The sequence below is a fragment of the Virgibacillus sp. CM-4 genome, assembly GCF_000445495.1.
GTDB lineage: Bacteria > Bacillota > Bacilli > Bacillales > Amphibacillaceae > Virgibacillus > Virgibacillus salexigens.
Genome location: NZ_AUQA01000002.1, coordinates 523,313 through 536,955 on the forward strand (window position 1 = coordinate 523,313; position 13,643 = coordinate 536,955).

Here is a 13,643-nt window from a genome sequence, read left to right on the forward strand (position 1 = left end):
TTCTTATTCCATATATCCGTCATTTGCAATAATTGCTTGAGCAATTTCCTGTTTTACTAAAAATATATTGGAATACCTTACTGGTAATGCCCGAATGTCATCCAGTTGTTCACCCTTGTCGTTATCACTTATAGTTAAAGAAGACAGAAGCATGATCGCATTGTTTTCAATTCGTTGATATGCTTCCTCACAAAATAAGTTCGCTAGCTTTTGCTTCAACTGCTGATTGCTATCGGCAGCCATCAGTTGCGTAGCGTTCATAACGTAGAATTCCTTAATAATATCGGCCATACTTCGTAGCGACATCTGTTCAAACTTTGTCTGATCGGAAACTTTAGAAAACGCATTCAAAATAATGTTTATTATTGTCGCTGCATGGCGAATAAATGGATGGGCGGCGTTTGTGTCGATAGCAAGCAAGTGCTCCTTTTTATTTTTCAAAAACGATTTCGCTATGGTTTGTCGATTGATTTCATTTGTTCCTTCAAAAATACGATTAATACGAGCATCACGATAAATTCGTTCTACTTCATATTCTTGCATATAACCATATCCACCATGAATCTGAACTGCTTCATCAATCACATAGTCTAATGTTTCAGAAGCTTGCACTTTATTGACCGAACAATCCATTGCATAGTTCGCCAGGTGGCTAACTACATTGTCTACATGGTTATCCAGAACATCTAATGTTCCGGCAGTATACGATGCAGAACTTTCTGCACCATAAATCGCTACTGCCATATTGGCTATTTTCTCCTGAATCATGCCAAACTCTACGACAGCTTGCTGAAATTGTTTCCGTTCTTTTCCATATTCAACAGCAATGGCCAATGCTTGCTTGGATGTTCCAATATTCGCAAAAGTCAGTTTTAGACGAGCAAGATTTAAAATGTTTAACGCAATTTTATGCCCTTTGCCAATATCTCCTAGAATTTGTTCGTCTGATAGGATAACATCTTCAAAGATAACGGTTGCTGTAGATGAACCTTTAATCCCAAGCTTTTTTTCCTCAGGACTAACGGAAACCCCGGGGGTATCCCTTTCAACAATAAACGCAGTTATTCCATCTATCGTATTAGCAAACACAACATATACATCAGCAATATGTGCATTGGTAATCCATTGTTTTTCTCCATTTAGTTTCCATGTTTTCGTTCCTTCTTTCTTCTTTGCTGTTGTTTTAGATGCTAGGGCATCGGAACCTGCATGTGGCTCTGTCAAAGCGTAAGCACCCACCCATTCACCAGATACTAATTTAGGTAAATAGGTTCGTTTTTGGCCTTCTGTCCCAAAATAAACAAAAGGTAATGTACCAACTCCTGTATGAATATTATAGGATACACTAAATGACCCGCCAAAACCCATTTTTTCAGCAATGTTACCTGCCATTCGTTTCCCCATGGAAAGTCCGCCATAATCTTCAGGAACATCTGCACCAAGCAGTCCAAGCTTACCGGTCTCACGAAAAAGTTGTTTTGCTAATGTATAATCATGTGCTTCAAGTTTATCCATATTGGGATTTACTTGTTGGGAAACAAATTTTTCAATAGTTTTTGTAATCAGTTTTTTTTCTTCTTGAAAATGATCGAGATTCAATATCTGTTTGAATACATCCTCATTTGGAAACATGGATTCTCGCTGAGATGCACTTACTTTCTCCATCTTCTCGCCCCCTTCAATCTTACAAATGCAAAATTCATGCCAACCCCTCACTACCTTTACGAAGCTATTTAATAACGCCGGCTTGGATTTGGTAATTTGTTATCTTGCCGCTGCGGACGGCCGCTTTCCGCGGGTAACGCTTCAGGCTCCTCCGGGATCTTCAGCTGTTGCTTTTCCCGCTGGAGTCAGCTGTCCTTCACTTCATCACGAGACAAATCAACAAATTGCCCCCCCCATCCTCTTACTCCTTCGAGTGTGGTTAGTGATTATGCAACTCTACACATAAAGTGTTTAGCTGTCCATACAATTCCACATCCTATCTATAAACATTTTATTCCATACAAAATCACAGGATTCCTTAAAAGTATGCCTGTGATTGTACGTATTATATTTTTTTATAGCGTGATAATTTATTATATAGTGTTGAACGGGACATACCTAAAAGCTTAGCTGCTTGTGATTTATTTCCTTGTACTTTTCTTAGCGTACGTTCAATTAACTCTTGCTCCTCTTTGGAAGCTTCCTCTAATAATTCCTTTCTTCTTCCAAGATGATTATGGTGAGACGGGCTATAGGATTGCATTTCCTGAGAAGCAGTATTTGTTTGTTCAAGCTCGGGTAATTCATCAAATGTAATATGATCCCCATCTGTTAGGACAAACAATCGCTCCAATACATTCATTAGTTCACGTATATTCCCCGGCCAATGATATGTATGCATCATTTGCAGCAACTTCTGATCGATTGTTTTTTCTTTCTCATCATAGGTTTTTGCCAACGCTTGTAATTTATGAGAAACAATAATAGGAATATCTTCTTTTCGATCTCGTAACGGCGGGATCGATAATGGAATGACATAAAGTCGATAAAACAAATCTTCACGAAATTCCCCTGTCCTGACCAGTTGCGGCAAATCCTTATTCGTAGCTGTAATTAATCGAAAATTAACAGGTGTCGATTGATGACCGCCTACCCGTTCCACTTTTTTCTCTTGAAGCACACGTAAGATTTTTGCCTGCATCGCTAGTGGCATATCGCCGATTTCATCTAAAAAAATCGTTCCGTTATGCGCTAATTCGAATTTACCTATTTTCCCGTCTTTATCAGCTCCTGTAAATGCTCCTTTAGCATAACCGAACAATTCGGATTCCATTAACCCATCTGGAATAGCGGCACAGTTGACACTGATAAAATTGCCATGTCTTGTACTGCAACCATAATGAATCGCCTTGGCAAATTGCTCTTTCCCGACCCCGCTTTCACCTGTTATTAATACGGCAGCTTGTGATTTAGCAGCTTTTCTTGCCATTTTTTTTGGTTCTGATATAACCGGACTCTCCCCGAGTATATCCTCAAATTTCACACATGCTTCTGGTTCATTAACAGTTTTATAAGCTATCGGGGACTGATTTTTTTGAACATCCAACTGTTCCATTCGTTGAATAACCTGATAAATTTCAGAAACACCTTCATAGACAAGAATTCCTGCTGCACCAATTATTTTATTATTTTCCCAAATTGGAATGCGATGTACAATTACATTTTGTCCTTGCAAATTATGAGGCTGACTACGCTCGGGAACACCGGTTTTCAAGACAACCGGTAACCGTGTATTATCGATAACGTTCACTGCATGCATGCCAACTGCTTTTCCTTTAGGAACGCCAGTATATCGACTGTACGCTTGATTAAATAGGCGAATAATTCCATTTTCATCTACCACCGTTAATCCTTCATAAGCTGTATCAAATACGAGCTGATACCATCTTAAGGATTCCTCTCTCTTGTCGAGCTCTTCGATCAAAAATCGCTGAAAGTACGTTAATTCCTTATCTGAAATCGAACCGATAAGTTTTTCATCTTCATTGATGATATATACTGGTACATCGGTCACTTGTCTCATCAGGATACGATCATTTAAAACTCGATAATTCAGGCTCATTATTCTTGTAACATCATCCATAACCGAGTGTTCTTGCAAATAATTTACTACTTCATGTACACGAAAAACACCCATAATACTGCCATTATCTATAATTGGAAGTTCTGTTTGATTTTGTTCTGTGGCAATTTTCATGGCATCCTTAATCGTCATTGACTTTTGGATGGTTATAAGATTGGAATTCATCCACTTTTCTACCGTATGTATTACTTCTTCCACGCTAACCATCCTCCTATAATTAGATAAATTGAGCGGTTGTTCAATTTTTGTCCATTATAACCTGCAAATAAATGTAAGCCTTTTCATTTATGCGTGTAGAAACATGTGTTTTTTCTGAATTATAGCATTATTTTTTTGGATTCGCAAACGGCCTTCTTCCATTCGAAACGAAATACATGATCTTATTTCATACGAGGCAAACTAAACTTAAAGGAGGGAATGACATGGCAAAAGGAAAAACAAAAACAAAAAATAAGAGTAAAGAAGAAATTAATGATATGAAAAATCAAAACAAATATAAACGCAATCGTCCTCCTGGTAATTAACACAGGTCAAAGCATCCACTGATAGCTCATCGTGGATGCTTTATCTATTTATAATAAGTAAAATCCGATACCCATGATGACATAAGCCGCTAGTAATACCAATCCTTCAAACCAATTGGAATCACCATCAACCGATATACGAATCATTAACAATACGGCTGTAACCATACTGATAAGCTCTGCCCACGTAAATACAAGTGGCATCGATGTCGTGAAAAAGAGAGACAAAAGGACGAGAACCGGTGCGACAAACATAGCTACTTGGAGGGTTGATCCAACTGCTATTTCAACTGCAACGTCCATTTTATTTTTATACGCCATAATTACAGCTGATCCATGCTCCGCAGCATTTCCTACAATTGCTACAATAATCACACCAATGAATAATTCTGTCCAACCAAACGTGTCACCTACGACTTCAAATGTATGAACCAGATTTTCAGACACATAAGCAACAGAAATGGTAGAAGCAGCTAAGACAATAATGGACTTTATTTTTCCCCATTCTGGAACTTCTTCTTCCTGTTTTTTTTCTACATCTTCATTATTGTTTGTATAGACACCTCGATGAGTCACAAGCTTAAACACAAGTGCAGCGATATATAAAAGAATTAAAATAATCGAAATACCGATACTTAAAATCATTGTATCTGTTTCATTCATGGATGCAGAAAATACTTCGGGAATAACAAATGCCACAACAACAGCAAAGATTAACAGACCTGAATTATGTCTAGCATCATATACATCGAAAGATTGGCGTTTATATTTCAACCCGCCAACAAAAAATGAAAGACCAGCAACAAGTAATAAGTTACCTAGTACAGACCCAGTAAGTGAGGCAAGGACAATTCCAATTAATCCCGCCTTTAATGAAAAAATTGAAATAATGAGTTCTACTGCATTTCCAAAAGTAGCATTCATTAATCCACCAATTCGTGGCCCCATTACGATTGCTAAACTTTCAGTTGCTCGGCCAATAAAACCAGCAAGGGCAATAATCGTTAGGCAGTAGATGGCAAACATGATGACTGCAGACCAATGCAGTAAGGATCCGATCACAGATAAAGGTAGCCCTATAATTACTAAAATAATGAAGATTTTATTCATCATTTCGCATCATCCCCTTTCAAAAATGTTATAGGGATAGGCTACCCAATTTGGATGGTTTTATTTCAATGTATATACTCCTTTTATTGATTCACCACATCTTCTTCCACATCATCATATCCCTCATCAAGATCCTGTGATCGACGATCTTTCACAGTCAAAATAGCGACTAATGAGATAATTGCGGTTAAAATAATATAACAAGCGACCGGAATATAGGAATTATTAAATTGCATCAAAAGGTATGTAGCTACTAATGGAGCTGTTCCACCAGCTGCCGCTGCACCAATTTGATACCCTAATGAAATCCCTGTGTATCTTACTTTTGCTGAAAAAATCTCAGAAAACATGGTACCAAGAACTGCTGTAATTGGTGACCAAATCAGTCCAAGTCCCACGATCGTAGCAATTACTAAAAGCGCCACTGAATCTTGGTGGATTAGCCAGAAGTAAGGAAATGCATAGAGTATCATTAATATCGTTCCCCAAATATACAGTGGCTTTCGACCAATTTTATCCGATAATCTTCCCATAATTGGGATTAGTACCGTTGTAATGACGGTGGCAATCATTACTGCATTTAATATCGTTGTTTCACTAAATGCCAAGTTAGATGTGGCATAAGAGACAATAAAGGTACCGAAAATATAAAATGGGGCCGTTTCGACAACTTTTGCTCCGATGGCAATTAATACCTCGCGCCAATGAAATCGAAGGGTGTCTACAATTGGCAGTTTGGCAACATTGCCTTTTGCTTGGTTATTTCGGAAAGATGGGGTTTCATCAATTCCCTTACGAATCCATAAACCAAAAATAACTAGCAATGCACTAAGAATGAATGGAATTCGCCAGCCCCAAGCCATAAAGGCATCATCTGGCAATAACGACATAACAGAAAGGGCAAGCGTACCCATAACCATTCCAATCGTTACTCCCATCTGCGGCACACTGCCAAAAAGACCACGCTTTTCTTTTGGTGCATATTCTACAGCAAGTAAAAGCGCACCTCCCCATTCTCCACCAAGACCCAATCCTTGAATTAAGCGTAAGATGATAAGTAAAACAGGTGCCCATATTCCAATTGCTTCATATGTGGGAAGTATCCCCATCCCGAAGGTGGCAGCCCCCATTAGACTTAATGTTAGTACAAGCGTCTTCTTTCTTCCTATCTTATCACCAATATGACTAAAAATAATACCACCAAACGGACGAATAAAAAATGCTAGTGCAAATGTAGCAAAAGCATAAAGCGTACCAAAAGCAGGATCTTCACTAACAAAGAATAGTTGATTGAACACAAGTGCTGCTACTGTACCGTATAAAAAGTAATCAAACCACTCAATTGCACTTCCCACAACACTTGCAATCAGTACTCTCCTCATACCTTTATCCATGTTTTTTCCCCCATATTATTATCTATTATTCTTTTGACGCTCGGTAATGAAGTGGTTTTTTCTTACTTTGAATCGCTTTCATCAATAAAATGAAAAGATCTCCTCCTTTAACTAATAATTTAACCTCCATTTAAAATACGCGTATAAATTTAAATATAACTTAAATTTATACTAAGAATTATAAAATAATTCCGTTTATTATGTCAAATAATTTTTTGAAAAATCAAGTAAATGTTTTATACTTAAGTGCTCGGAATTTAGGGGCCCTTATTACGTAAAAAGCCAAAAGCTTTACGCCTTTGGCTTTTTTGTAAATTAGAGGGAGTATTAAGATTGCAATTGACTTTATTAAACTCCCTCTTTTCTTGAATGATTAAAATCAATCATTTATGCGCTTTTCTATCTGCTTCCTATACCCATATACACTTCCAAGCAAATTAGCATGTTGGCGGAAATGACAGAATTTTATAGTAGGCTTTATGGTGGAGAGGTCAATTTTTGCTAAGATTGCATCCACCTTCTCATCAATTGCATCAATAAGATCCACTCGCTCACTTATTCCCCCACCGAGTAAGATAATCTCCGGATCATAAATATATTGTAAATTATAAATCCCAACTGCAAGTATGTGATAAAATTCTTCTAAAGCCTCGATGCAGATATTATCGCCGCTATCAGCCAATTGAAAGATCCTTTCCCCAGTTAATTCTTGAATATTACTTAATCCTTTTTGTTTGGCTACTTTTTTTACCAATGCTCGTGTAGATGCAACCCGGCTCCAGACATCATCATCCCCAGTTATGTTCGTATTAAGAAGCATATAACCAAACTCGCCACCATGGAGATTAGCTCCTTTATGGATGGTTCCATCCTTAATAACAGCTCCACCGATTCCGGTACCAATTACAACAACGAGTATATCCTTTTTTCCCTTCGCTGCTCCCTCCCATAATTCTGCATAAGCAGCACAATTCGCATCATTTTCCACATACACTGGTAAATTAAAACGCTCTGATAGCATTTCTTTTATATTCGGTCCATGTAAATAAGGCACTGCGCTGGAGCCATATACAATCCCATGATCAGAAACTGCCCCAGGGCTAGACACAGCTACACCCTTTATATTGATCTGCCGTTTTAAATAATGATCCATTACATCCATTAACGCTTCTATCGTAGAAGGGGTGTTTACTTTTTTCAGTTGTGATATTTCACCTTGATCATTAACAACACCCATTTTAATATAGGTTCCACCTATATCGATACTGAAGTAACTTTCCACTAAGTCCCCCTCCATTCCCTAGTATTACTTCACCATGTCATCATTGATTGCTTCAAAATTCCGCTCTTCTATTAAATTTTTAAACCAATAGGCTGATTTCTTTAGACGCCGATTACGATTAGCCTCTAAGTCTATTTCTACTAAACCATATCGGTTTTTAAAGGCATTCATTGGCGAAACATTATCAGAGAACGCCCACAACATATATCCTGTACAATTAACCCCTTGTACGATTGCTTTCATTAACCATTTGAGATGCTCACTTATGAATTCGATGCGATAATCATCTTGAATGATACCATCTTCATTTTTGAATCGTTCCTCGCCTTCTACCCCCATTCCGTTTTCTGCTACAAACCATTCGATATTTCCATATTCTTCTTTCATTCGAATTGCCATATCATACATAATTTGTGGGTATATTTCCCATCCTCGATAAGGATTCATTTTCTTCCCTGCCAATTCATGTTTTTCATAATAATATGCTGGATGAAATGGAATATGGTCATTCCAAGCAGTGGATCTAGCTTTCACGCGGTGTGGAAAATATAAGTTGATACCAACATAATCGATCGTATTCTCTTTTATCACTTGCAATTCCTCTTTTATATAGTCAAAGGTAACTCCATGCGCCTCCATTAACTCAAATAACTCAGCTGGATATTCTCCTTTTATTGAAGGATCTAAAAAAATGCGATTAAAGAACAAATCATACATTCTGGCTGCTTCTTGATCATGTCTTGCTGTTGATCGTGCATAGGTAACTTCTGGATTAAGGATAACGCCAATCTTTGCTCCATGGTTTTCTTTCAGTTTCAGTTGTTTAAATAACTTTACAGCTTTAGCTGTAGCCAAGACCTTATTGTAATTCCATTGCATCCATTTTTTTGTATTTTGTTCAAATGGCCAGCGGATTGCATCTAAATATACCCTAGTCTGTACCACAATCGGTTCATTGAAGGTGAACCAATGTTTTACACGATCACCGTAACGTGCAAATACCTTTTCCGCATACTTAATAAATAGATGAATCACATGTTTTGATTCCCAGCCTCCATATTTTTCTAACAAAATAGCCGGCAGTTCGTAATGCTCTAAACATATCATTGGCTCAATGTGATTAGCAATAAGTTCATCAATCATATTGTCGATATGCTTTGCATATGTTTCATCCACAACCGCATTCTCATAATCGATTAGAAAACGGGACCAATTAATTGATGTTCTGAAATGAGTTAGGCCTATTTCTTTCATGTAGCTGATATCTTCTTGATAACGATGATAGAAATCTGTAGCTATTCCTGGACCGTAACCATTGTGCCAAACATGCTTATTGTTCTTATACCAACTATCCAAATAAGAATCTTGAAAATCTTTTTTACCTGCCCACCCTTCTGTCTGCCATGCTGACATGGCAGCTCCTAATATAAAATCCGTTGGTAATTGCAAATTAATTGTTTCATTCATATTCATAGGCCTCCTTGTTTAGGATTCATCTGTATTTTTGCTTTGAGTGGCTAGCAGCTTTCGATAATTCGTTGGTGTGATGTCAGTAAAACGCTTAAAAACTTCAACGAAGTACTTGTATTCCTGAAAACCAACTTCTTTTGCAATTTCATGTATTCGATATGGTGTCTCTGCTAATAATTGCTTTGCTTTGTCCATACGTAATTGATTTACATATTCATTAAATGTTTTACCTGTTTGTTGTTTAAATAAGGAGCTAAAGTAATTTGGCGATATATTCATGACATTCGCTAATTCAATTACTTTAATATTCGATGTATAATAAGTTTGGATATAATTCTCGGCACGTTTAATGATCCAATCTGTCGTATTGACTTTTTGTACATTTACGCTGTTCATAACATTGTCTAGTGCGTAATTAAACTGTGTCTGAAGTATTGAATAAGAATTATGTTTTGCTAGGTTTATACTTTCTAATTGTTTGGGATGAAGTTGAGATACTTCTTTTTCAAAAAGGGACTTATAACGATAAATGACTTCCTCCATGATCTCCATACATGTTTCTACTACTTCATGCAAAAAGTACTCATTTGTTTGAAAATAAGTAAATAACGTATTGACTAGCTTCCTTACCTTATTACTATCTTGAAAGCAAGCAGATAACACTTCTTCAACGATCGATGATGGAAATTCCCTCTGCCCCTTACGTTCCGTCTGATAGCAGTAGATAGATTGATTATTCAAGGGTAGATATGGCAGCATATTTATTAGAATGGTATATTGTTGCTGTAGTTGTTGAAGCGGGATTATTCTGTCACTCCAAATGAATTTCATATCGTTTTGTATTAATGGATGAAGAATAGTCGTAAATAAATCAATCTTAAGATCATTCTCTTCAACGATAATACACGTTAACAACAAATTCTCATCTGTAAAGATGGAAACAGCCTGATACCCATTTTTTACTACTATGTCTTGAATCACATGTTTCCAATCTGTTTTTAAAGCATGTATATCATATTCAGTCAGTTGATTTGTTTTTTCCGCCCATTCATTCATTCTGCTTAAAACTGGATAGATTTTGACTTGGTGGTTGATAGAATTATCCATAGATTCAATGGTAAATTCATTAATTTGCTGATAAATCGTATTCATCAGCTCCATGTGTTGCAAAGCTGTTTTCTGTTCCTCGGTTTTCGACAGCGCTTGTGTCAGATTCACCACTTTTTTTATTAGCTCTTCTACATTCACCGGCTTTAATTGATAATCTTTTACTCCTAGCTTTATTGCTTTTTGTGCATAAGCAAATTCATCATAACCACTAATCATAATGATTTGCACAGACGGATATTGTTTATAAATCAACTCAGCTAGCTGTAAACCATCTATTTTTGGCATTTTCACATCTGTTACAATAATGTCAATATTCCCATGATCAATTATCTTTTCCATTGCTTCTTGACCATCATAAGCGACAGCTACTACATTCACATTATAATCTGACCAAGGGATGGTTTGACTCAACCCTCGACATATAATCGGTTCATCATCTACAATTAGTAAATTAAAAGACATGACCTTATTCACCTAGTTCTCTTTGAATATTTTTCACTCTTTCCATATCTATCAATGGAAGAACAATTTGAATAGATGCGCCCTGTGTCAGATTTGTTTTTTCTAAAGTAGCCGCTTTACCAAAGACGAGCTCTAGTCTTTCTTGTAAATTCCGAAGCGCATAACCATGTATACCTATTTTTTCTGGATTGGTAAATCCCCATCCGTTATCGATTACATTAATATAAAGCGAGTTGTATGACCGATAACCATGAATCCTAATGATCCCTTGTCTTGGCAAGTCTTTAAATCCATGTTTAATACTGTTTTCTACTAATGGTTGGAGTAACTGTTTCAGGACATAGTTACCTTTCACATCATCCTGTACATTAATATAAAATTGGAGACGATCTCCTAATCTACTTTGCTGTAGTTCTAAGTAATTTTTAATATAGTTGATCTCTTCTTTTAATTGAACCCATGGTTTTCCGTTATTTAACTTCATCCGAAAGATGGAAGAAAGCCGTTCAATTAGACGACTGGTTTCATAAGCATTCTCTAGCCTTGCTGTCCAGCGAATCATATCCAGGGTATTGTACAAAAAATGTGGATCAATTTGACTTTGAAGCGCTTTTAATTCAGAGTCCTTTTGTTTTATTTTTAACCTATATTCCACATTTATATGATTTTGAATGGTCTTTACCATTTTGTTAAAGTGCATACCTAGAATTCCAATTTCATCTCTTGATTGTACATCTACACTTGCAGTAAAATCTCCGTTACTCACTTGCCATGTTTGTCTCGTTAGCTCAATAATTCTTCGAATATTCGATCTATAAAATCCAACAAAAGCAACAGCCCCTAATAAAACCAAGAGAATGATCATATTTCGAATCGAATTGCGTACATGATATAGTTCTTGAACAACTTCTCCTTCATCAACCATGGCCACGGAATACCAGTTAGTGCCTTGTAATTCTTTTTTTACGACGAGATAATTACTATCTTTTGTTTCCAAACGATACGATGATGCTTTTCCTTTTGTTACCCACGTTGCAAGTTCTGTTTCGGGATATTGCTTCCCGACCAGAGATGGATCGGAATGCAGGACTACAGAACCTTCATTTGATAATACAAAATAACTCCATTTCGTTGATGAATCTTGGGATTCAATACTGCGATATAACTTCTCATGATCCAGGCGAATGCGAACCATACCTATTCGATTATTAATTTGGTTCAAATCGTTAATAGCCCGGGATACACTGATAACTTCTTTCTCTCCCTCCCATTCACTCGTTACATGGTAAGCATCACTCCAAAGTGGTGCTCCGCTTTTTTGAATGGCAGCTTTAGCTAATTCCTTCTCACCATTAAGAATGGGCTCGCCTAGATCTAAGATTGTTCCATCCTCCGCTTCTAGTAAAACGGATGAAACATAGGGTTTAGATATCATTTGAAATGTAAAATAGCCATTTATACCATCTACAGCATTTTTGTAAGCTAGTTGATGTGTTTCTGCTTCTGGTGTCATAAAAAATGTCCGAAACTCCTTATCATAAGTCATATAAGCAGTCATATTAGTAACTTCTTCTATAATAGCGGATAAATTTTGTTCATTCTTCTCTAGATTCCCAATAATATCCTCTTTTGCCTGGTCCTTCAGTGCAACAGAAGTCTGATAATAAATGATAAAACCAAATACAGTAGGCAGCGTGATTAACACGACAAACACTGTTATGAACTTCCGCTTTAATCCCCAATTCGGAATCATCATACATCATTCCTTGTCGTTTAATTCTTCTATTCTACCCTTTTACCGCTCCGGCTGTCATACCCTTAACAATTTCTTTTTCTAAAAACAGGTAGAATACAACGATTGGAATTAAAGACATGGTTAACCCCGCCATCTGTGCTCCATAATTGGTTGTGAATTGCCCAGCAAAACTAGCCAAACCTAAAGGTAATGTTTGAAATGCTGGATCATTAATTAAAACGAGGGCGAAAGAAAATTCATTCCAATTGTAAATAAAATTTAGAATTACCACGGTAGCTAACGCTGGACGAGACATTGGTAAAATAATCGACCAAAAAATGCGAAACACGCCACATCCATCCATAATTGCTGATTCTTCAATATCATTAGGGAATGCTTTCATAAAACTCGTTAGTAAAAAGATCGTGATGGGTAAGTGAAACGCGATGTACGGAAAAAGCAGCGTTATCGGTGTATCTAATAAGCCCAAATCTCGCATCAATATAAACATTGGTACAAGCGTAGCGTGAATAGGAATTAACATACCAAAAATGAAGAATGTATATACTAACTTGCTCATTTTAAACGTAAATCGTGCTAAAAAGAAGGATGCAAGTGCTCCGAATAACACCGTAATTAGAGTAGCGGTAATACAAATGAAAATACTATTTCCAAATAGCACTCCTAGATTGGCTGTTTCCCATGCATTTACATAATTTTCTAAAACAAACGTATGTGGGAACCCTAATTGATTTGTTAAAAACTCTTGTTCCGATTTAAAAGAATTAATCATCATCCACAAAATCGGATATGCATTAACTAGTGCAAATAGAAAAAGAATCAGATAAATGGACGTCTTTTTTATACTCCTTCTTGGATATAATTTAAGCTTAGATCTATTCAATAACTCCATTAAGACGATACTCCT

Annotated in this window: 9 protein-coding genes; all 9 read right to left on the minus strand. The window is 36.7% G+C overall.

From position 1 onward, the window contains the following. Positions 1–3 precede the first annotated feature (3 nt). The 9 genes from M948_RS26285 to M948_RS26325 all read right to left on the minus strand — a co-directional run bounded on the left by M948_RS26285 (position 4) and on the right by M948_RS26325 (position 13,628). On the minus strand, positions 4–1,665 hold the full coding sequence (locus M948_RS26285; protein WP_021289367.1) for an acyl-CoA dehydrogenase family protein: 1,662 nt from the start codon (positions 1,663–1,665) through the stop codon (positions 4–6). A gap of 385 nt (positions 1,666–2,050) precedes the next feature. Further along, on the minus strand, positions 2,051–3,835 hold the full coding sequence (locus M948_RS26290; RefSeq protein WP_031335053.1) for a sigma-54-dependent Fis family transcriptional regulator: 1,785 nt from the start codon (positions 3,833–3,835) through the stop codon (positions 2,051–2,053). Positions 3,836–4,200: 365 nt separating this feature from the next. Next, a complete protein-coding gene (cax, locus tag M948_RS26295) occupies positions 4,201–5,265 on the minus strand; it encodes a calcium/proton exchanger (protein ID WP_021289370.1) in 1,065 nt (354 codons plus the stop codon). 80 nt (positions 5,266–5,345) lie between these two features. Then, the gene (locus M948_RS26300) at positions 5,346–6,656 is read right to left on the minus strand and encodes an MFS transporter (RefSeq protein ID WP_021289371.1); all 1,311 of its coding nucleotides are present in this window, start codon (positions 6,654–6,656) and stop codon (positions 5,346–5,348) included. 379 nt (positions 6,657–7,035) lie between these two features. After that, positions 7,036–7,938, minus strand: coding sequence for an ROK family protein (locus M948_RS26305; RefSeq protein ID WP_021289372.1), 903 nt, complete (start codon positions 7,936–7,938; stop codon positions 7,036–7,038). Positions 7,939–7,962: 24 nt separating this feature from the next. Then, positions 7,963–9,405, minus strand: a complete 1,443-nt coding sequence (locus tag M948_RS26310) for a glycoside hydrolase family 1 protein (protein WP_021289373.1) — start codon at positions 9,403–9,405, stop codon at positions 7,963–7,965. Positions 9,406–9,423: 18 nt separating this feature from the next. Then, positions 9,424–10,980 (minus strand): response regulator transcription factor, encoded by a 1,557-nt coding sequence (locus tag M948_RS26315; protein ID WP_021289374.1) that lies wholly within the window; start codon positions 10,978–10,980, stop codon positions 9,424–9,426. Positions 10,981–10,984: 4 nt separating this feature from the next. Beyond that, a complete protein-coding gene (locus M948_RS26320) occupies positions 10,985–12,736 on the minus strand; it encodes a cache domain-containing sensor histidine kinase (RefSeq protein WP_231378650.1) in 1,752 nt (583 codons plus the stop codon). Between the two features lie 31 nt (positions 12,737–12,767). After that, positions 12,768–13,628 (minus strand): carbohydrate ABC transporter permease, encoded by an 861-nt coding sequence (locus M948_RS26325; RefSeq protein ID WP_021289376.1) that lies wholly within the window; start codon positions 13,626–13,628, stop codon positions 12,768–12,770. Positions 13,629–13,643: the final 15 nt, after the last annotated feature.